The following is a 19,814-nucleotide window of genomic DNA, read 5'->3' as shown; positions in this document are numbered from 1 at the left end:
GCTAGCCTCCAGTTTTTCTCGATAACCTTCTTGAGCAGTTCACAAAACTTATTCTATCAAGGAAAAAATGAACCAAAAATGGACAGATCCTTTGCTTGCACCCACAATAAAAAAAAGAAGCTCTTAAATAAACTAAGAACTTCTTAAAGCAAACACTCTATTCATGGCTATAGATCTACCGTTTCAATTGTATTTCTACCCGTAGGTGTTTTCACACGAATTTTTACTTACAACCGCTATTTTCTACTTTGCTTCCTCATGCTTCACGGGACAACTGCTGTGGCAATCAGAACAATGATCCTTTTTCACCATGCGGTACACCACACGACCGCCATAGCCAAAAATCAGTCCGCTTAGAATTACTGTAGCGATCATTTTTCGCCTCCTACGACTTGGATCAAGGGCGCACTCCCTCGGAATGGTTTCTTCACCAGAGCAAATACTAATAGACCAGCAATGACTATTGCCGCAAAAACACCTAGCGTGAGGTGTCCGCCTTCAAAGATGACGTGTCCGAATTGGTAGACCAGAAAACTGGCGCAGTACGCCAAGCCGCATTGATAGCCAATGGCTAACCACGTCCACTTGCTGTCCCCCATTTCACGGTGGATAGCACCGATGGCAGCAAAACAGGGGGCACATAGTAAATTAAAGACGAGGAAAGAGTATGCCGCCACAGCAGTGTAATCGCCGCGCAACACTTGCCAAATCTCCGTCCCACTTTCTGACAACTCACCGGTTTGTCCGTAGAGAATCCCGTATGTGCCGATCACATTTTCTTTGGCCACCAAGCCAGTGATCGTCGCCACGGCGCCTCGCCAAGTTCCCCAGCCTAGGGGAGCGAAGAGGGGCGCCAAAAGTCGACCGAAAAAGGCCAAAATGCTTTGGTCTTCACTGACCCGCTGCAAGGTAAAGCTGTAGCTGGAGGTAAACCAGACAAAGATACAAGCTACAAAAATTATCGTACCGGCTTTTTTTACAAAAGCAACGGCTCGATCACAGGCACTTTTCAAAATCGTTGTGAGCTGCGGCAAGTGATACGCTGGCAGTTCCATAATGAATGGTGCCAGATCACCTGCAAAAAGCGGCGTTTTTTTCAAGACGATCCCTGAAAAAATCACAGCGCCCATGCCGACAAAATAGGCCGATGGTGCGACCCAACTATAATGAGGGAAAAAGGCACCCGAAATCAATGCAATGATCGGCAATTTGGCAGAACAAGGCATAAAGGTCGTGACCATCACCGTCAACCGACGATCCTTTTCGTTTTCAATCGTTCGGCTTGCCATCACCCCCGGCACGCCGCAACCTGTAGCAATCAACATGGGGATAAACGACTTGCCAGATAGACCAAACTTGCGAAACAGTCTGTCCATGACAAATGCCACCCGTGCCATGTATCCACAGTCCTCCAAGATAGCCAAGCAAAAAAACAACACGAAAATCTGCGGCAAAAAGCCTAAAACCGCACCGACCCCAGCCACAATGCCATCCAAAATCAGTTCTTGTAGCCACTGGGCGACCTGCAGCTGTTCTAGCCAATGCGCTGCTGTTTCGGGAATCCAGCTGCCAAATAATACATCATTGACCCAATCAGTGCCGATCGTGCCAATCGTCTGAATCGATAAATAGTAGATTCCCCACATAATGAAGGCAAAAATCGGTAGTGCCAATACGCGATGAGTCAACACGCGGTCGATTTTGTCGCTGAGGGCTAAGTGCTGATCTGTTTCCTTGATGACTGCCAGCGCCAACAATTCTTCAATGAAGCCATAGCGCTCATTAACGAGAATGGCGTCACTGCTGTCTTTAAAGATCATCTCTAAAATCGAAATCGTCTCCTGAAGGACTGCTTGCTGGGAATCAGTCAGTTTACACATTGCTTGAATCGCTTCATCTTTTTCAAAGAGTTTTATGGCAAACCAGCGTTTTTGCTGCTGAGGGATCGTCTCTGGCAAAATCGCCATGATCTCGGTCAAGCCAGCTTCTAAACGATCATCGTAGCGGGGAGGGAACTGTTGTGTGTTGACTGCGTGCTTCGCTGCCTCGATCATTTTGGCTAAACCACGTTGTTTCAAAGCACTGATCCCCACTACAGGAATCCCTAATCCGTAAGCCAATTTTTCGAAGTTGATCTGCAAGCCTTTTTTCTTTAATAGATCGATCATGTTGATGGCTGCCACAGTCGGAACATTCATTTCTAATAATTGCAATGTTAAATACAGATTTCGCTCAAGATTAGTTCCGTCAATAATATTGATCACCGCATCCAGCGATGCTTCCATCAAATAATTGCGGGAAATCAGTTCTTCCGGCGTATAAGGCGACAAGGAATAGATCCCGGGCAGATCTTGGATCAGCACGTGCCGGTCTTTTCGCAGTCGCCCCGCTTTACGTTCTACGGTGACACCCGGCCAATTGCCCACTGTTTGTTTGGCACCAGTCAATTGATTGAAAGTACTTGTTTTCCCGCTATTGGGATTTCCTGCTAATGCAAATTGATAGGTCATCAAGCTTCGACTCCTTTTTCGATAAAAACCAACGCTGCTTCTTGCTTTCTCAAAGACAATTCATAGCCGCGGAGCCGAATCTCCATTGGATCACCCAATGGAGCCAGTTTCACTACTTCCAAATGAACGTTTTTCGTAAGCCCCATATCCATCAAACGACGGCGCAAAGCACCTTTTGCACCAATCTGATTGACCTTCCCGCTTTCACCAACTTGCAGCTGATCCAAAGAGGTAATGACCGTTTGCTGCTGGATTTCTGTGACATCGATTTGTTCCATGACCCGTGCATCTAAAGCAATCCGCGTCCCTTGGTGCAAAATGATGCCGCCTTTGCGATCTTTTTGCACCACAACGATTTCAACCCCCGTGCGAATGCCAAGATCGTTTAAATGAACCGTGATTTCTTTGGTTGTTGCCAACGAGTCGATTTTGTATGTCCCAGAAGCCCAAGTTTGCGCCATTTTCATTGGTTCTTACTCCTTTTGTGAAGTGTTTTTTAATTAACCTACTTTAATTGAGAATGATTATCATTATAATAGAGCCATTTTCATAGGAAGTCAATCTGTTTTCGACTTAACTTTGAATCTTCCTTCACAATAGAGATTTTTTTTACTCATTTTGATTGCATATCCCCTCTAATAATTACGCAAAAACCTTGTAATTCTAAGTATTTTCCGCTTTTTTCATTTGCATAAAAAACACAGAAACACTATAAATTGTGTATGCCGAATTCACAAGCACAAGATATAGTGTTTTTTCGTTGACTTTCTCCGTGACTTATTTATACTAGGTTTATAACTATTACAACTCGGAGGAAACAATTATGAATATCAAACTATTTTCTAAAAACAACTGCATGCAATGTAAAATGGCGAAACGCTTTTTAAGTGAAAATCAGATTGCCTTTGAAGAAATCAATATCGATAATGAGCCTGAAGCATTAGAATTTTTGAAAGAACAAGGATTTCAAAGTGTGCCAGTCATTACCTCTGATGCGCAAACGATCATCGGTTTCCGTCCAGATCAACTACGTCAATTAGCGAGCTAAGATTTTTCTCAATGTGATGCTTTTGAGGGATTTGTCAGTCGTCCAGACCGCAAGTCCTTTTTTATACGAACAAAACAAGAAAAGAGGTTAGCCATTTATGAGCTTGAAAGAAATCAAAGATGTCAGTTATTTCAAATTGAATAATGAGATCAACCGTCCAGTAGATGGTCAAATTCCATTAAATAAAGACAAAGAAGCCCTAGCGGCATTCTTTAAAGAAAACGTTGAACCAAATACCTTAACCTTTGCGACTGCAATGGACAAAATCAATTATTTGATTGAAAATGATTATTTAGAAGAAGAATTTATCAAAAAGTACCGTCCTGCTTTTATTGAGGACTTGTATCAATTCTTAGATGAGCAACACTTTACTTTCAAATCATTTATGGCTGCTTACAAGTTTTATTCACAATATGCATTAAAAACGAATGATGGTACCGCGTATCTTGAGCGTTACGAAGATCGGGTGGCGTTCAACGCCCTTTACTTTGCGGATGGGAATGAAGAGTTAGCCATGAGCTTGGCAGATGAAATGATCTACCAACGTTACCAACCAGCAACCCCTTCTTTCTTGAACGCAGGACGCAAACGTCGCGGTGAATTAGTTTCTTGTTTCTTGATCCAAATCACTGATGACATGAACGCGATCGGTCGTGGGATCAACTCCGCGCTGCAACTTTCACGGATCGGCGGCGGTGTCGGGATCACATTATCAAACTTGCGGGAAGCTGGCGCGCCTATCAAAGGCTACGAAGGTGCAGCAAGTGGTGTGATGCCTGTAATGAAATTGTTTGAAGATAGCTTCAGCTACTCAAACCAATTGGGTCAACGGCAAGGGGCTGGCGTGGTCTACTTGAACGTCTTCCACCCAGACATCATCAGCTTTTTATCAGCGAAAAAAGAAAATGCAGATGAAAAAATCCGTGTCAAAACCTTATCATTAGGTGTGATCGTACCTGACAAATTTTACGAATTGACGCGTAAAAATGAAGAGATGTATCTCTTTAGTCCGTACAGTGTCGAAAAAGAATATGGCGTACCATTTTCTTATGTCGATATCACCAAGGAATACGACAACTTAGTCATGAATCCACGGATTCGCAAGACTAAAATCAGAGCTCGCGATTTAGAAAATGAAATTTCTAAATTGCAACAAGAATCTGGTTATCCTTATATCATTAATATCGATACAGCAAACCGCAGCAACCCGATCGATGGCAAGATCATCATGAGTAATCTTTGTTCCGAGATCCTTCAAGTTCAAGCACCATCTGAGATCAACGGCAAGCAAGAATACGAGGTTTTAGGAACAGATATCAGCTGTAACTTAGGTTCCACCAATATCGTGAACTTGATGGACAGCCCTGACTTTGGGAAATCTGTTCGAGCAATGACTCGTGCCTTGACCTTCGTTACTGATGCGTCTGACATTGACGTGGTACCATCGATCCAAAATGGGAATGCCTTGAACCACACGATCGGGTTAGGCGCAATGGGCTTGCATACCTATTTTGCAAAAAATCAAATGGAATACGGTTCACCAGAATCCCTTGAATTTACTGATCTTTATTTCATGTTGTTGAACTATTGGACATTGGTTGAAAGCAATGCCATCGCCAAAGAAAAAGGCGAAGTTTTCCATAACTTTGAAAAATCAGCTTATGCAGATGGCAGCTACTTCACTGATTATATCCAAGGTGACTACCAACCAAAATCGGAAAAAGTCAAAGCATTGTTTGAAGGCGTCTTTTTACCAACTGGTGAAGATTGGGCAGCCTTGGCACAAACCGTCAAAGAAACCGGCTTGTATCACCAAAACCGCTTAGCCGTTGCACCAAATGGTTCGATCTCTTATATCAATGATACGAGTGCCAGCATCCACCCGATCACTCGGATGATCGAAGAACGCCAAGAAAAGAAAATCGGCAAGATCTATTATCCAGCACCTTACTTGAGCAATGAGACGATCGGCTACTACAAATCAGCCTACGATATGGATATGCGCAAAGTGATCGATGTTTACGCAACTGCTCAAAAACACGTCGATCAAGGGATGAGTATGACCTTGTTTATGCGTTCAGATATTCCAGAAGGTCTTTACGAATGGAAAGAAACGACAAAACAAACCACCCGTGATTTGAACATCTTGCGTCACTATGCTTTCCACAAAGGGATCAAATCGATCTACTATGTACGGACCTTTACAGATGATGCAGAAGAGATCGGCAGCAACCAATGTGAAAGCTGTGTCATCTAATCCAACTTTTGCCTGAAAACGAACCAATAGCCTGCCCCTGCTCTTTCTTGAGAGCGGGTCGGCTGTTGTCTTGATACGATTATTGGAGGAACCGACTATGGGTAAGACTTACTATGAAGCAATCAACTGGAATGAGATCGAAGATATCATCGATAAATCCACTTGGGAAAAATTAACAGAGCAATTCTGGTTAGATACGCGGATCCCTTTATCAAATGACCTTGATGATTGGCGGACGCTATCACCATTAGAAAAAACGACGGTGGGCTACGTCTTTGGCGGCTTGACCTTATTAGATACCGTTCAATCAGAAAGCGGTATGGATCAACTGCGTAAAGATGTCCGCACCCCACATGAAGAAGCGGTCTTGAACAACATCCAATTTATGGAATCTGTCCATGCAAAAAGCTATTCATCGATTTTCAGCACCTTGAATACAAAAGCGGAGATCGCCGATATTTTTGAATGGACCAATACCAATCCTTACTTACAAAAGAAAGCCGAACGAATCAATGAGATTTACAAAAATGGGACACCGCTAGAGAAAAAAATCGCCAGTGTGTTTCTAGAGACCTTCTTATTCTATTCAGGTTTCTATACACCCCTTTACTACTTAGGTAATAACAAACTAGCGAACGTAGCGGAGATCATCAAATTGATCATTCGTGACGAATCCGTTCATGGCACGTATATCGGCTACAAATTCCAATTAGGTTTCAACGAATTACCAGAAGACGAACAGCAAAAGCTGAAAGACTGGATGTACGACTTGTTGTATGAGTTGTATGAAAACGAAGAACGTTATACCGAAGAATTATACGATGAGATTGGCTGGACCGAGGAAGTCAAAACCTTCTTGCGTTACAATGCCAATAAGGCTTTGATGAATCTAGGACAAGACCCGCTTTTCCCAGACACCGCCAACGATGTCAATCCAATCGTCATGAACGGTATTTCAACTGGTACCAGCAATCACGACTTCTTCTCACAAGTTGGGAACGGGTATCTGCTTGGTTCCGTTGAAGCGATGAAAGACGATGACTACTTCATCGGACTTGATTGATTTGCTTACAAATAAACACCTTGTTTCTCGCCAATAGAGGGTGAGAAACAAGGTGTTTTTAGTTAGCCAGCTGGTCTTTGATAAAGGTCAACGTTTCTGTCAAACATTCCTGTGCTTGCGGCAAGCTATAATCAAATTGGTATTCGTGGGTCACTGTTTCCGAATCCCCTTTGTAAAAACGACTTGTCACGGGAATATCAAGAGCTTGCAGCTGGTTGGCAAAGGCAATGCCTTGGTCTTCAAAGGAATAGGCGTTGCCATCAGTGATATACGTTGGTGGAAAATCAGCCGTCAATTTATCCACCAGTGAGATCTCCTGCAGTTGGGGACTATCTTGCCATTCTTTTTTGCCTAATAACGACCAAGCCACCGTTTTAACAAAGAATTTCATAAAACGATCATCCGAAGAAGTTCCAACGATCTGCTTCAAATCAAGGGGGCCGCAATAGGAAATAAACCCTTTCAGGGCCGATGCAGGAATGTCTTGATCAAAGGACATTTCCTTCGCATACGCTGGATTGGTTTGCAGCGCCACATATTGCCCGGCAATTTGGGCACCTGCAGAATCTCCACCGAAGAAGAGTTGATCGAAATCAAGCATGGGGTATGCTTGGGCATCTGCTTTGATCGAGTCTACCGCTTGGGCTAATTGTTTGACCTGTCCCGGATAATGCAAACTTGGCGCCCATTCATAATTAATCGAAATCACAGCGGCTTTGGTTTCATCGACGACATAGGTCGCAAATTCTTTGACGCCTTCTTTGTCTCCCCCGACATAGCCGCCCCCATGGACCCAAAAAATGACTGGAACAGGGCCTTGTGCATCTTTGGGATAATAAAGATCAAAGGTACTGCGTTGATAATCCGATTGATAAGCCAAGTCCTGTTTAACCGTCACATTCGGCAAACTTTTTTGATAAGCCGCCTCATCCTTGATGGTCACTTCTTGGTTAAACAGATGACCGATCAAAAAAGCCCCCGGTCGTGGGGAGAGTTGAAAAGCCAGAAAAACGGCAGCTAAGAGTCCGATCAGGACAATCGCCACCCACATGAAAAAGCGCAGAATTTTTTTCACGCAAAAGCTCCTTCCTTCGTTCTGTTTCAGCTTTTTCATTTAACCATGTTTTTTTAGCAAATTCAATGACAATCGCTAAAGATTAAAAAAGGATGATACCAATAGGCACCATCCTTAAAATAACATCGTTTATAATGGCAACATCATAAACAATCCAGCTGCGATCGCTGCACCGATCATTGGACCGATGATTGGTACTAACGCATAGCCCCAATCGGAAGTCCCTTTGTTTTTGATTGGTAAGATTTGGTGAGCGATCCGTGGTCCTAAGTCCCGTGCCGGGTTGATGGCATAGCCTGTTGGTCCACCAAGAGACAGTCCGATCGCTAAGATCAAGATCCCAACAACGATGGGATTTAATCCATCCGTAAAGGTATTGGCACCAAAAGCCAATAAGCCAAAGACTAAGACAAAGGTACCAATGACTTCAGTGATCGTATTCGATACTAAATTACGAACTGCAGGCCCTGTTGCAAAGGTACCTAAAATCGCGCCTTGGTCTTTTGTTTCATCCCATAATGGCAAGTAGTTGAGCCAAACGAGGATTGCTCCTACGATCGCACCAGCAATCTGCGCCAGCATAAACGGTATAGCCAAACTCCAAGAAAAATTCCCTGTCATCGCCATGCCTAATGTAACGGCTGGATTCAAGTGAGCAGGTCCCATGTACCCTGAAACGTATACGGCTATGGTCACCGCCGTTGCCCAGCCCATCGCGATCACGATCCAGCCAGAGGCTTCTGCTTTACTCTTTTTCAGATTGACAGCCGCACACACGCCATCCCCTAACAAAACCAAAATAGCCGTTCCTAGAAATTCACTAAAGATCTGTGTTGTTTCATTCATCTTTTTTTCCTCCTTTTAAGGCTGTTAAATCTGATTCTGCGATCACTTGGTTCATTTCTGCTACATAGGCTGCTTTTTCTTCTTCGCTCCAGCCAAAGAAGTCGGTCATAGCTGCGACGACACCGGCTTTGACTTCATCTAAGGTATCTCGCATAAATAGGATATGGTTGGTCCGACGCAATAGATAATCGACAGGCGTCAGAACCATTTCTTCATGTAAGGAATAGTTCAAGGCAGTGCTTTCTTTTTCATCTAAGCCCTCAAACTTCGTCTTGTAGTTCAACACTTGGGGAAGATTCGACCCATAAAGATGAGCCAAATACGTCGCAGCTGCTTCATTGAACCCAGCGGTTTGTGCTTGGTCAGCCAGCTTCGCTAATTCTTCCTCTACATTGGCTGCATCAAGCTCACCACCAGAAACTGGGTACGTGGTTGAATCCACCAACTCGAAGGAAGCACCGCTTTCTTGGAGCAATTCATTGATCCGTTTGACTGCTCCTTCCGCCATCAAACGATAGTCGGTGATTTTTCCGCCTGCCAACGTCAATAGTCCGTCTTTTGAGCGTTCCAAACTGCTGCCGCGAGAAACTTGCGATGGATCCACTTTGCTGGCTTCTACTCGTTCTTGCGCTTGTTTTACAGCTTTTTCTACAACTGGTCGCTGCCGCTCATCTGCAAGATATTCTTTGACGCTTTCAACGATCTGCTCAAAGCTTTCATCAGATAATTTGCCTTTACCACCACCATTGTAATCCGAACCACCATTATTCGTAATCAATGGACGTAGACCAGCCCAGCTCGCTTCGATATCATCAAGGGTGATCTGTGCATGTGGAAAGCGTTCATTCACGATGGTCAGTAGATAATCGACATCTTCTTGTGTGACCGTCGGATGGGCAAAATCGCCTGTATAGTCCGTATCGGTTGTGCCAAAATAGGTCTTGTTTTCTCTTGGTACCACGAAAACCATCCGACCATCATTTTTCCCAGTATCAAAATAGGTTGGTTGCGGTACTTTTAGTTTTTCCCGATCGACCACTAAATGGACGCCTTTTGTCGGACGCATTTGTGGTGGCAGCTCATCATTCTTGTCTAATTGACGAACGATATCTGACCAAGGGCCGGTCGTGTTGATCACGACTTTGGCGTGAACCTCAAAGCGCTCGTTTGTCAGTTGATCCTCCACTTCTACCCCATTGATGATGCCTTGCTCATCATGTAAGATGCCGACGACTTTGGCTTTACTGATCATTGCTGCCCCATCGGCTTGTGCTCGTTTAATGTTTTCGATCACCAAGCGGGCATCGTTGTTGCGAAAATCAAGATAGACTCCGCCACCAACTAAGTTTTCCGCCTGCAGCTGTGGTTCGCGTGCTAAGACCTCTTCTTTCGTCAGCAGATAATTTTCGTATTTACTGCCTGTCACATTTGCTAAGCGATCATAAAGATCCATCGCCACTTTGACAGAAAACAAGGAGAAGGTTGCCCCCGGTTCATCGTAAATCGGTAAAAGCATCGGATCTGGTTTCGGGATATGCGGAGCAATTTGTTGGACGATCGCCCGTTCCCGCACGGTGTCAGCGACCACTTCCACGTCAAAGGTTTTCAAATAGCGAATACCGCCATGAACGAGTTTCGTGGACCGCGAAGACGTCCCTTCGGCAAAGTCTTGCATTTCCAAAAGAACCGTCTTCATCCCAGCCGCTGCTGTTTGAACGGCAACCCCTGCGCCGGTAATCCCACCACCAATGATCAACACATCATAGGTGGTCTTTGCCGTTTCTTGAATGGTTTCCTTCCGATCTTTCTGAGAAAAGGTCATGGCTTACTCGCCTTCTTTCTTCGCTTTGAATTTGAAGGTCTGAGTAGCCGCCACCGCTTGTTTCCAACCTTCGTACAAATTGTCTCTTTCTTCTGCTGGCATTTCTGGCGTAAACATTTGCCCTTCTTCTGCCATTGATTTCAATTCATCTAAGTCTTTCCAGAAGCCAACCGCTAGCCCTGCTAAATAGGCTGCACCTAATGCGGTTGTTTCCAGATTCGCTGCTCGTTGTACGTCAATGTCTAAAATGTCCGCTTGGAACTGCATCAATAAATCGTTTTTGGCTGCCCCTCCATCGACTTTCAACAATGGGATATCGATACCGGAATCTTTTTTCATCGTATCGATGACGTCTTTTGATTGGTACGCAACAGCTTGCAGTGTTGCCCGAACAAAATCTTCCTTCGTCGTCCCACGAGTCAAGCCGAAGACTGCTCCTCTTGCATCTGAATCCCAGTAAGGCGCACCTAATCCAGTAAAGGCAGGTACCACATAGACTTCATTATCTCCTTTTGCTTTGGCAGCTAGTTCTTCTGATTGTGGCGAAGTCTCGATCATGCGTAGACCATCCCGCAGCCATTGGATCGCTGATCCAGCAACGAAGATACTTCCTTCTAAGGCATAATAGACTTTGCCGTTGATGCCATACCCGATAGTCGTCAGTAGGTCATTGTCAGACAATTGTGGTTCTTCACCCGTATTCATGACAATAAATGCCCCAGTGCCGTAAGTATTTTTGATCATACCTTTTTCAAAGGCCATTTGTCCAAAGAGGGCGGCTTGTTGGTCTCCAGCCATTCCAGCGATTGGTACTTCACTGCCGTAAAAATGGTAGCTGCGGGTGTGACCATAGACTTCTGAGTTGCTTTTGACTTCTGGTAGCATCGAGCTTGGAATGTTCAAAAGATCCAAAATTTCTTGATCCCACTCTAATTTATGAATGTTGTAAAGCATCGTCCGACTAGCATTGGAGTAGTCGGTGACATGGACTTGTCCATCTGTCAGTTTCCACACAAGCCATGAATCGATCGTTCCGAAGAGTAACTCACCATTATCCGCCTTTTCTTGTGCCCCTTCGATATTGTCTAAAAGCCAACGCACCTTGGTCGCTGAGAAATACGCATCAATGACTAAACCAGTTTTTTCATGGATCATCTCTGTATGGCCATCTGCTTTTAATTGGTCAGCGATCGGTGAAGATTGACGGGATTGCCAAACAATCGCATTCGCGATTGGCTGCCCTGTCGTTTTATCCCAAACCACTGTCGTTTCACGCTGGTTGGTGATCCCGATGCCGGCGATTGCTTCTGGTCGGATACCTGATTCAATAAATGCCCCTGCGATGACTGATTGGACAGAGTTCCAAATTTCGTTGGCGTTGTGTTCTACCCAACCTGATTTTGGAAAGTATTGCGGAAACTCTTTTTGTGAACTGCCGATTTTTTTCCCGTTACGATCAAAAATAATTGCTCTTGAACTAGTGGTTCCTTGGTCGATCGCCATTACATAATTTTTTTCTGCCATTTGATTCGCTCCCTTTGGTTTTATACGCGCTTTTTTGTTAGCGCTTTCTGACTTGCTTTTATTTTAGCTGAACTTTTGCTATATGGTTCGTCAATTTTTTTTCAAATCTCTAAGAAATTGACGAAATCCACTATTTAAAGCGTTCACGGATCATTTTTTTGATTGTCTCACGATCATAAGCAGTCCCTAATTCACTGATTCGATAAGTCGGTGTTTTGGTCTCGATGGCATAATTCGCCAAGATCAAATCATATTCTTGTTCTGGACGATAGCGTTCGACAACTACGCCATTCAAATTTTTGAGATACAGCAGCCACATATAATAGAGAGCTTCTTTAAATAGCTCATCCATTTTCAAGGCGATCCCAACACGAAATTCTCGATTGATTTGATAGTCGATGATCGTGATGACACTCAAGTATTTGACCATCGTCATCATCAGTAGACTATTTTTCTCGGACGGCTTGATATTTAACTCTGTTAAGGCCTTACCTAATAGTTCATGACTGATTTGCTGAATGTTGCGGCTGGATAACTGCGCTTCTAACTGCCAAATATTTTCTCGATCAAAAACCTCCACATCCCCTTTGAAAAAATAGACGCGGCTGTGGATCTGCAGCAGGTGACCATAGCAAGTGGCTTCCATTTCACGAGGAACAAACGATGGGCGGTAAAGATGCAAAATATGTTCCAAAATCAATGTATCCGTCAAGGCAGTTGGCGTAAACCGAGAACGCTGCAGCATATACACCTGCAGATCGTGTTCGGATAACACCGAGAACGACAACAAAAAGACAAAATGCAGCATCGCCTCCTCTTCTCTGACTTCTAATGCGTAATGGCCAAAGCCACGAAATACCAACTCACGTAATTGTTGAAACAAAGGGTCTTTCATGTAAGGTGCCATTTTCTCCCGTAAAACTTGAAAGGATTGAGTAGCAATTTTCAGTCGCGCCTTCATGATCCTCAGCCATAGGGACAAGCGCTGCTGGGCTTCTTTCGTAAAGCGCATGTTCAGGCCGCGAGTGATCAGACCGACATATTTCTCATCGATCGGCAATGGCTGACTGTCAAAAGAATGAACATACCAAAAGAGTTCAAAATAGAAATAACGAATTTGGGTTTCTTCTCCAATCAGCTTTCCTTGCCAGATCTCTAACTCAAATTCTGCTAGCAAACCATTTAGCTCTTTGATTTTGCGAAACAAGGATGACTCGCTGACTGTTAATTTTTGTGCCAGCTGGACAGTTGTCACTTCTTGATGTTGTAAAAGATGCTCGAGAATTTGAAATTTCAAGGCCGAACGATAAAATGCCCATTCAATTTGGTTAAGAGAAAAGGTGGGACTCATTTCAAAAACCAGTGAACCATTTCGGTAATACAATCGACACTGCTCATGATAGTGCGTCAACTCATCTTGCAGCTCATCCACATACTTTTCCAGAGAAGGCTTACTGATGCCAAGATAGAGCGCTAATTCATGTAGCTCCATTTGACCGCCAACTAGTAAAAGTTTTTTGAGCAGCTGCAATTGTTTTGCTTCTTTTTTTTCTAATAACTGATCAAGTCTCATCGGCATCACTTCCCGACCATATGAAGGTTTGATCCAACACATTCGTGAACCGTGGATGGAAGAAAAAGTCTTTTTGGGTCAGCTCCTCCATCGTTGCCTGCTGCTCGATCGCAAACGCTAGTAAATTGATTTTTTCCAAAATATTGGCTTTTGATAAAAGCTGTGCACCAACGATTCGACCGCTGGCTTGTTCGATCATCACTTTTCCATGAACCTGCGTCGAATCAAAAAGGGAAACGGTAGCCGTAAAAGTGTGACAAACGATCGGTGATTCATAGAAAAACTGATCCGACTCGGTCAAGCCGGTACTGGCTAAATACCACTCAAACAATTGTGTACCGACTGTCCGCAATCCACCACGAAACGGGGTCGTTTTGTTTGCTAGATTGCGAGCTGCCGCAATCCCTGAGCGAACAGCATTATTGACTAAGGGCATGTAGACCGTGTCTTTCGTAATAGCATTTGGAATTTGGATCAAGTCGCCGACCGCAAAAATATCCGTGGCAGAAGTTTCCAAGTAGGCATCTGTCCAGATAGTTTGATCACTGTGTAATTCAAAGACCGTAAATGCCTCTGGCAAGCGAGGATGAACGTTAACTGTCGTCAATACCAGATCGCTTTCATAACCTTGATCGGCGGTTTCGATCCGAAAGCCTGTTTCCGTTTTAACGACTGCCAAAGTTGGCTCCGACCAATGCAGCTGCAAGTTGGGGATTTTTTCGATCTCCGTTAAAAAGGGCTGCAAAAAATCGCGATCAAAGTATTTGAATAAAGGATACGACATTGATTCGATCACACTGACTTTTTTGCCGATCATCGTTAAGGTATTCGCCGCTTCCATCCCGGCTTGACCAGCACCGACGATGGTAATCGACTCTGCTTGGGGCAATTGCTGTAAGAAATGCTTCGCTGCTTCATATTCTTTGTAGGTCAGCAGTGCTTCTTCTGGTTGCGGCAAAACAGTGGAATCTTGACTAGAACCTGCTGCCAAGACGAGTCGATCATAACTTAGTTCCCGTTTATCCGTTCGAATCCGATGATTCGAAGGAAAAATCTCCAGAAGCGTTTCTTCTAAGGCAACGTCGATCGTTTCTGCCTCCAGCTGCTCCTTCGTACAAAAGAATGCTTCTTCTAGCGAAGCGATCCTGCCTTCGATCAGCAATAACAAGCCGCTTGGAACAAACCCAAGATGGGCTTTTTTTTCTATCAGTAGAATCTCTGCGTTAGGGTATAATCGGCGTGCTTCACAGGCGCAGCTGACACCACCAAAAGACCCACCTATAATTATAATTTTCATTGGATCACCTCTCTCCCTTAGCTTAAATGAAACGCTCTCATTTGACGAGTAAAAAGCTATCTTCCTTACTATTTTTTTGCACCAGATATTGGAAGATGCTTTCAAACCAAAAAATCAATCTGAATGACCGTACCTTTATGATTGTGCCGTCAGCCACACAGCCCTCACTAAAAAATTCGCTAAAAAAAGAAAAACACAAAAAAAAAACCAGCCAATCGAGGTTTGGTTGCATCATCACTAGGATCATGCAACGTACTTCCTGATTGAGTGGTTTATTTTTGCTATTGTTTTATCTATGTCATTGAGGCTGAGAATCTCGCTTACAAGCACTCCCAATCTTATCTGCTACGACGATCGCTGCTTTGACTTGTTCAACCGTAATTGGAAACGGCATCGAATGAATCGATTCTTCAGGGATACAAGCCTTTTCTGCTACTTCTGTTAATTCCTCGTCACTGATCGTTTCTACCCCTAAGTCTCTCAAGCAAACAGGTAAGCCAATCGATAGCACAAAGTTGATTACTTCAAACAACTCTTTTTGCGGTGCATTTTCTAGAACGAGTTGGCAAATCGTGCTAAAAGCGACTTTTTCACCATGGGTAGCACCATGAGCGTCATGAAGAACCGTCAAGCCATCATGAATGGCGTGAATCGCTGCTAACCCGGCACTTTCAAATCCTAACCCTGAAAGGAGGATATTGGCTTCAATGACATTTTCTAATGCTGGCGAAACCACATTACTCTCACATGCTTGCTTCGCTTTGGCACCATCTTCTAAAATCGTTTCATAGCACAGCTTCGCTAACGCATAAGCGGCTTTGGTTCCTTTCGCTGGTGGACAACCTTCTTGTGCACCACAAGGCAATCCAGCATTGACATTAGAAAAAGAACGTTGCGTAGCTCTTGACTCAAAATAAGTTGATAAGGCATCTCCGATTCCAGAGACCAGAAAACGGGTCGGTGCTTGCGCGATCACGACTGTATCAATCAAAACTACGCTCGGACTTTGGACAAAATACGCGTAGTCATCAAATGCGCCATCTTCTGTATACAAAACCGCCGAATGACTGGTAGGTGCATCGGTTGCAACGATCGTTGGAACGATGATCAAGTCGCGACCCTCCGCCACACATTTTGCTGTATCAATGGCTTTTCCGCCCCCTAAACCAATAATACAGTCACAGGCGTTTGCGGCAGCGATCGCTTTTAGACGAGCCACTTCTCCCCGGGTCGCTTCGCCGTGAAAATCACTTTCGACCAAAACAACTTCATAGGTGTTTGCCGTTTGATCTAATTTTTCTTTGACCCTTGCGACATCTTCTTTACTGGCAATCAATAAGGCACTTTTTCCGAATGTTTTTACAAAATACCCTAGGCGAAGCAATTCATCTTCTCCTTGCACATATTTTGCTGGACTAATAAAAGCTTTTCTCATTACACGACACTCCATTTCGTTTATTTTATTTTTAATGCAGTCAATTGTTCTATGATTTCTTGCTCAGAAGCAGCAACTTGCAACAATGCAGCTGCAGTATAGGCACTTTCAATCAGTGCAGTACCAAATAAGTGAACTGTTTTTTCGGTCAATTCCTCCGCAAGTTCCAAATTCATTTTGGCACTGCCTAAATCATAAAAAGCGAACAGTATCTGGCCTCGGTTCTCTTCAAACGCAGTTACGATCGTTTCCGCGTTTGTCCCGATTCCATTGTCCTCTAAGCCAGCTGCTAAAGTAATGGGAACATCTGGAGCAACCTCTTTGATCAAACGCTGTAAGCCAAAAGCAATTTCATAAACATGAGAGACGAGTACAATGCCGATTTTATTCATCAAAAACACCTGCTTCGATCATTGCGCCAAAAAGAAAGGCACTGGACATTGCGCCGGGATCAATATGTCCTAAAGATCGTTCCCCCAAATAAGAAGCACGACCTTTTTTGGCAACAAGATCCGCTGTTTTTTCGGCAGCTTCTTTCACGACTTCAAAGGACAAGGTTCCTGTTTCCAGAGCTACGGTTGCTGCTTCCCAAGTTTCTACCATCGTTTTATCCTTAGCTTCAGATTGTCCTCGACGTTTGATACCACTAAGTGCTGCTTCAAGAATCGCTTTGGGATTTTCCATCATGGCGCTCGTTTTCGCCATCTCTAAGAAAGCCGTGCCATAGAGGGGTCCGGATGCGCCACCCACTTTACTGATCAGAGTCATCGCTGTCTTTTTAAAAATCTCTGACACCTCCTCTACAGGTTCCTTTTCTAACGTCTCCATGACTGCTGTCATTCCTCGAGCTAGATTACTTCCGTGATCGCCATCACCGATCGCTGTATCTAGTGCATTCAAATAATCTTTTTCTGCTTGAATCGTTTGATGAAAAAGACGAAGTGTTTTTAATGAATTTTCTTTTGTAAACATTCTTTTCCCCCTTTTACCAAGCGGTATGTGCTACCGGCTCTGTTAAATAAGCCACCCATTCCGGTTCCAATTTTAATAGGGTCAATGAGATACCTGCCATATCGATTGCCGTCATAAAATTGCCGACCTTTGAAAACACCACATCGAGCTCACGATCCAAATGTTTCCGTACATCTTGATAGAAAATATATTGCTCCATCAATGGTGTACCGCCCAATCCATTGACCATCACAGCAAATTTCTCCCCATTTTCCCAAGAAAAAGCCTTTTCTAATTTCTCGATCATTTTATGAGCGATCTCATTTGAAGAACACATGGTTTCCCGAGCATAACCAGGCTCACCATGAATCCCCACACCAAACTCGATGTCTGTTTCTGCTAGTGTAAAGCCTGGACTTCCCACCTCTGGTACGGTGGCACCACTCAGTGCGACGCTGATGGTTTTTAATTGACGAACAACTTGGTTCCCAAGTGCCACTAGCTCTTCAATGGAACACCCCTGTTTGGCAGCAGCTCCTAAAATTTTATGAACAAAAACCGTGCCAGCGACCCCACGTTTTCCTTGCGTAAAGGTGCTATCCTCCACAGCGATATCATCATCAACGACCACTGTGCCAACTTCAATACCATCTAGTTCAGCGAGTTCCTTTGCCATCTCAAAGTTCATAATATCGCCAGAATAATTTTTCACGATCAAAACGACACCATTGCCGGTATTCACACTTTTGATTCCTTCGTAAATTTGATCCGGCGTAGGTGAAGTAAACACTTGCCCACAAACAGCTGCTTGTAACATTCCCTCACCGACAAAGCCCGCATGAGCTGGCTCATGACCACTTCCACCACCACTGATTAAAGAAACTTGTTTGGCGAGTTCTTTTTGTTTTACGACAAATGTATTGGGAACTTGTTCAATCGTTGATTCATTTGCTTGAACGATTCCTCGAATCATTTCTGCCAAAACATCTGTCGGTTGATTCATAATTTTTTTCATTGCTTACTTCCTTTCGGCTACGAACAGAACACTATGGAAACCTCAAGCTGTCATCCAAACTATCCACTAGAAGTTTCTCATAGTCCATCTTGATCGTTTGTTATTTTTAATTATTCCTTTTAAAAACAAAAAGCATTCTTGAAAAAATCGATATTACTGTTTTGTAAAAAAAACCGTCTTTCCACTTCACATAGCTTTCCAATTTTTTAATGGAATTCATGCTTTTTTGTTGATCTTCTTATCTATAATCTTACTGTTATCCCGTTGAGTTTACAACGGACAGAAACACTAATGTGTCCGCTTTCAACGCTACCTTTATAGTAGTTCGATACTCAAAAAAAGCGTATAATCGAATTACGATTTAAGTAAAAGGAGCTGGCGTCAATGAATCGTTTTATTCGATCAAAACCACAGATACAGAAACAGATTCTTGCTGGATTTGCCTATACCTATCATGATCGCCTGCGCTGGATTCCCCGCACAGGGATTTTCCTAAAAAGAGAATTGCCAACTAATAAAGTTATTTTATTAAGTGGTGGCGGTAGTGGTCATGAACCTTCCCACATAGGCTATATTGGAAAAAACATGTTGGATGGTGCTATTATGGGATCAATCTTTGAGCCTCCTTCAGCAGAGGAGATTTTTCGTGGTATCAAGGCATCATACAACGGACATGGGACCATCTTGATCATTAAAAACTTTGCTAAAGATGTTCAAAATTTCTTACAGGCGCAAACATGGGCTACCGAAGCTGGGATGAAAGTGGATCATTTGCTTGTTTCCGACGATTGTTCGATTGAAAGTGATACCTTTATCAAACGCCGTAGAGGCGTTGCTGGAACGATTTTTGTCCACAAGCTATTGGGGGCTGCTTCAGAAGAACTACTGTCATTAAAACAATTGAAAGAATTAGGGGAACAGATCGTCCCAAGGATCAAAACACTAGGGGTTGCTTTTGCTCCGCCCTCACCTATCGCACACATTCGTCAGCAATATCACTTAGCTTCGGACGAACTAGCATTTGGCATCGGTATTCATGGAGAGTCTGGTTACCGAACTGAAAAGATCCATTCTTCTGAACGAATCGCTATTGAATTAGTCAACAAACTCAGCAAGCAATTTTCCAAAGCAGAGCTAAAAGACATCGCTCTGCTGGTCAACGGCTTAGGGGCGATCCCTCTTTTGGAACTGGCAATATTTATGAACGATGTCCAACAATTACTAGAAATTGAAGAGATTCGTGCTTCCTTTAAAAAAATGGGCAACTTTTTGACCGCCTATGATACGGATGGTCTCTCGCTTTCCTTTTTTTCCTTGAAAAACAAAAAGTGGCAAGAGTACTTGCATCTTCCGACCGATGCCTTTGGTTGGCATTAAGTCTCGCCTCTTTTGCCTCGA

17 protein-coding genes are annotated in these 19,814 nt (G+C 43.7%); 4 read left to right on the top strand and 13 right to left on the bottom strand.

Translation table 11 applies throughout. The annotated features are described in order from the left end of the window. Positions 1–243: 243 nt before the first annotated feature. From IGJ26_RS03505 to IGJ26_RS03495, 3 genes are read right to left on the bottom strand one after another with little or no spacing between them, the layout of a single operon-like run. A complete protein-coding gene (locus IGJ26_RS03505) occupies positions 244–375 on the bottom strand; it encodes a hypothetical protein (RefSeq protein WP_005237465.1) in 132 nt (43 codons plus the stop codon). Further along, positions 372–2,510: a ferrous iron transport protein B gene (feoB, locus tag IGJ26_RS03500; RefSeq protein ID WP_016611961.1), complete on the bottom strand. Its 2,139-nt coding sequence runs from the start codon at positions 2,508–2,510 to the stop codon at positions 372–374. The genes IGJ26_RS03505 and feoB overlap by 4 nt, the downstream gene beginning before the upstream one ends. Next, entirely contained in the window at positions 2,510–2,977 is a 468-nt protein-coding gene (locus IGJ26_RS03495; protein ID WP_005237467.1) for a FeoA family protein, read from the bottom strand. Before IGJ26_RS03495 ends, feoB begins: the two co-directional genes overlap by 1 nt. A 356-nt stretch (positions 2,978–3,333) precedes the next feature. On the opposite strand from IGJ26_RS03495, the gene nrdH reads away from it, so the two are divergent. From nrdH to nrdF, 3 genes are all read left to right on the top strand, one after another. Continuing rightward, a complete protein-coding gene (nrdH, locus tag IGJ26_RS03490) occupies positions 3,334–3,558 on the top strand; it encodes a glutaredoxin-like protein NrdH (RefSeq protein WP_005225182.1) in 225 nt (74 codons plus the stop codon). 97 nt (positions 3,559–3,655) lie between these two features. Further along, positions 3,656–5,815 carry a class 1b ribonucleoside-diphosphate reductase subunit alpha gene (gene nrdE, locus IGJ26_RS03485; protein WP_008377092.1) on the top strand — a complete coding sequence of 720 codons (2,160 nt, stop codon included), beginning with the start codon at positions 3,656–3,658 and terminating at the stop codon, positions 5,813–5,815. A 97-nt stretch (positions 5,816–5,912) separates the two neighbouring features. Beyond that, positions 5,913–6,878, top strand: coding sequence for a class 1b ribonucleoside-diphosphate reductase subunit beta (gene nrdF, locus IGJ26_RS03480; protein ID WP_005225180.1), 966 nt, complete (start codon positions 5,913–5,915; stop codon positions 6,876–6,878). 58 nt (positions 6,879–6,936) lie between these two features. Here the strand turns inward: nrdF and IGJ26_RS03475 are convergent, their stop codons facing one another. From IGJ26_RS03475 to dhaK, 10 genes are all read right to left on the bottom strand, one after another. Continuing rightward, positions 6,937–7,992: an alpha/beta hydrolase gene (locus IGJ26_RS03475; protein WP_016611960.1), complete on the bottom strand. Its 1,056-nt coding sequence runs from the start codon at positions 7,990–7,992 to the stop codon at positions 6,937–6,939. A gap of 90 nt (positions 7,993–8,082) precedes the next feature. After that, positions 8,083–8,799: an MIP/aquaporin family protein gene (locus tag IGJ26_RS03470; protein WP_005237471.1), complete on the bottom strand. Its 717-nt coding sequence runs from the start codon at positions 8,797–8,799 to the stop codon at positions 8,083–8,085. After that, a complete protein-coding gene (gene glpO / locus IGJ26_RS03465) occupies positions 8,792–10,621 on the bottom strand; it encodes a type 1 glycerol-3-phosphate oxidase (protein WP_016620570.1) in 1,830 nt (609 codons plus the stop codon). The genes IGJ26_RS03470 and glpO overlap by 8 nt, the downstream gene beginning before the upstream one ends. Positions 10,622–10,624: 3 nt before the next feature. Further along, positions 10,625–12,145 (bottom strand): glycerol kinase GlpK, encoded by a 1,521-nt coding sequence (gene glpK / locus IGJ26_RS03460; protein ID WP_008377082.1) that lies wholly within the window; start codon positions 12,143–12,145, stop codon positions 10,625–10,627. Positions 12,146–12,275: 130 nt separating this feature from the next. Further along, positions 12,276–13,718, bottom strand: coding sequence for a helix-turn-helix domain-containing protein (locus IGJ26_RS03455; RefSeq protein ID WP_016611958.1), 1,443 nt, complete (start codon positions 13,716–13,718; stop codon positions 12,276–12,278). Further along, complete coding sequence (locus IGJ26_RS03450) at positions 13,708–15,015, bottom strand: FAD-dependent oxidoreductase (RefSeq protein WP_430599873.1); 1,308 nt, start codon at positions 15,013–15,015, stop codon at positions 13,708–13,710. Before IGJ26_RS03450 ends, IGJ26_RS03455 begins: the two co-directional genes overlap by 11 nt. 298 nt (positions 15,016–15,313) lie before the next feature. After that, positions 15,314–16,450, bottom strand: coding sequence for a glycerol dehydrogenase (locus IGJ26_RS03445; protein ID WP_430599872.1), 1,137 nt, complete (start codon positions 16,448–16,450; stop codon positions 15,314–15,316). A gap of 20 nt (positions 16,451–16,470) precedes the next feature. Further along, positions 16,471–16,842: a dihydroxyacetone kinase phosphoryl donor subunit DhaM gene (dhaM, locus tag IGJ26_RS03440; protein ID WP_142437646.1), complete on the bottom strand. Its 372-nt coding sequence runs from the start codon at positions 16,840–16,842 to the stop codon at positions 16,471–16,473. After that, positions 16,835–17,422 carry a dihydroxyacetone kinase subunit DhaL gene (gene dhaL, locus IGJ26_RS03435; RefSeq protein WP_016620566.1) on the bottom strand — a complete coding sequence of 196 codons (588 nt, stop codon included), beginning with the start codon at positions 17,420–17,422 and terminating at the stop codon, positions 16,835–16,837. Before dhaL ends, dhaM begins: the two co-directional genes overlap by 8 nt. 13 nt (positions 17,423–17,435) lie before the next feature. Then, complete coding sequence (dhaK, locus tag IGJ26_RS03430; RefSeq protein WP_061053812.1) at positions 17,436–18,416, bottom strand: dihydroxyacetone kinase subunit DhaK; 981 nt, start codon at positions 18,414–18,416, stop codon at positions 17,436–17,438. 384 nt (positions 18,417–18,800) lie between these two features. On the opposite strand from dhaK, the gene IGJ26_RS03425 reads away from it, so the two are divergent. Continuing rightward, positions 18,801–19,793 carry a dihydroxyacetone kinase subunit DhaK gene (locus IGJ26_RS03425; RefSeq protein ID WP_016620564.1) on the top strand — a complete coding sequence of 331 codons (993 nt, stop codon included), beginning with the start codon at positions 18,801–18,803 and terminating at the stop codon, positions 19,791–19,793. Positions 19,794–19,814 lie beyond the last annotated feature (21 nt).

The organism is Enterococcus sp. AZ095a (assembly GCF_050546735.1).
GTDB classification, from domain to species: Bacteria; Bacillota; Bacilli; order Lactobacillales; family Enterococcaceae; genus Enterococcus_D; species Enterococcus_D entomosocium.
This window is presented reverse-complemented; position numbering and strand designations above follow the sequence as displayed.

Excerpts from the sequence above, each read along its gene's own strand:
- feoB (WP_016611961.1), bottom strand. The coding sequence starts at position 2,510 with ATGACCTATCAATTTGCATTAGCAGGAAATCCCAATAGCGGGAAAACA.
- IGJ26_RS03450 (WP_430599873.1), bottom strand. The coding sequence starts at position 15,015 with ATGAAAATTATAATTATAGGTGGGTCTTTTGGTGGTGTCAGCTGCGCC.
- nrdH (WP_005225182.1), top strand. The coding sequence starts at position 3,334 with ATGAATATCAAACTATTTTCTAAAAACAACTGCATGCAATGTAAAATG.
- IGJ26_RS03455 (WP_016611958.1), bottom strand. The coding sequence starts at position 13,718 with ATGAGACTTGATCAGTTATTAGAAAAAAAAGAAGCAAAACAATTGCAG.
- nrdE (WP_008377092.1), top strand. The coding sequence starts at position 3,656 with ATGAGCTTGAAAGAAATCAAAGATGTCAGTTATTTCAAATTGAATAAT.
- nrdF (WP_005225180.1), top strand. The coding sequence starts at position 5,913 with ATGGGTAAGACTTACTATGAAGCAATCAACTGGAATGAGATCGAAGAT.
- IGJ26_RS03505 (WP_005237465.1), bottom strand. The coding sequence starts at position 375 with ATGATCGCTACAGTAATTCTAAGCGGACTGATTTTTGGCTATGGCGGT.
- IGJ26_RS03495 (WP_005237467.1), bottom strand. The coding sequence starts at position 2,977 with ATGAAAATGGCGCAAACTTGGGCTTCTGGGACATACAAAATCGACTCG.
- IGJ26_RS03425 (WP_016620564.1), top strand. The coding sequence starts at position 18,801 with ATGAATCGTTTTATTCGATCAAAACCACAGATACAGAAACAGATTCTT.
- glpK (WP_008377082.1), bottom strand. The coding sequence starts at position 12,145 with ATGGCAGAAAAAAATTATGTAATGGCGATCGACCAAGGAACCACTAGT.
- IGJ26_RS03475 (WP_016611960.1), bottom strand. The coding sequence starts at position 7,992 with ATGAAAAAGCTGAAACAGAACGAAGGAAGGAGCTTTTGCGTGAAAAAA.
- glpO (WP_016620570.1), bottom strand. The coding sequence starts at position 10,621 with ATGACCTTTTCTCAGAAAGATCGGAAGGAAACCATTCAAGAAACGGCA.
- dhaL (WP_016620566.1), bottom strand. The coding sequence starts at position 17,422 with ATGTTTACAAAAGAAAATTCATTAAAAACACTTCGTCTTTTTCATCAA.
- dhaK (WP_061053812.1), bottom strand. The coding sequence starts at position 18,416 with ATGAAAAAAATTATGAATCAACCGACAGATGTTTTGGCAGAAATGATT.
- dhaM (WP_142437646.1), bottom strand. The coding sequence starts at position 16,842 with ATGAATAAAATCGGCATTGTACTCGTCTCTCATGTTTATGAAATTGCT.
- IGJ26_RS03445 (WP_430599872.1), bottom strand. The coding sequence starts at position 16,450 with ATGAGAAAAGCTTTTATTAGTCCAGCAAAATATGTGCAAGGAGAAGAT.
- IGJ26_RS03470 (WP_005237471.1), bottom strand. The coding sequence starts at position 8,799 with ATGAATGAAACAACACAGATCTTTAGTGAATTTCTAGGAACGGCTATT.